The sequence below is a fragment of the Acinetobacter sp. 25-47-130 genome (assembly GCF_056779705.1).
Window position 1 is genome coordinate 1 of record NZ_JBWYII010000023.1, and the last position, 521, is coordinate 521.

The following is a 521-nucleotide window of genomic DNA, read 5'->3' on the forward strand; positions in this document are numbered from 1 at the left end:
GCATATGCTGAGGCAGAGCAAGCACTAGCAGATGCAGAATCAGATGGTTTAATCACGCCAACAGAACTTGCTGAGCTGACTCAAGCACGTGATGATGCGCTTACTGCTAAAGAAGATGCACAAGCGAAAGTTGATGCACTTCCAGAAGGAGCAGACAAAGACGCACTGGATGCACGCTTAGATGATCTAGTCGACATCACCTTACCAACAGTAAATGATGAAAACGAAGATGGCGTAGCAGATGAGTACGAACAAGTATTGGCAGATGCCGAAGCAGCAGTAGAGGCGGCTGAAGCAGCATACGCTGCGGCAGAACAAGCGCTGATCGATGCAAATGCCAATGGCCTCATCACCCCAACAGAACTTACTGCATTGACTCAAGCACGTGATGAAGCACTTGCTGCGAAAACAGAAGCACAAACAAAAGTGACAGCGTTACCTGAGGCAGTACAAGCAGCAAAAGATGCGCTACAAGGTCGTTTAAATGATCTGGTTGATATCACTTTACCAACAGTAAATGA

1 protein-coding gene is annotated in these 521 nt (G+C 47.0%); it reads left to right on the forward strand.

The features are described from left to right. The coding region (locus AC1M83_RS14165) for a GA-like domain-containing protein (protein ID WP_481590942.1) at window positions 1-521 on the forward strand (521 nt) is incomplete at both ends.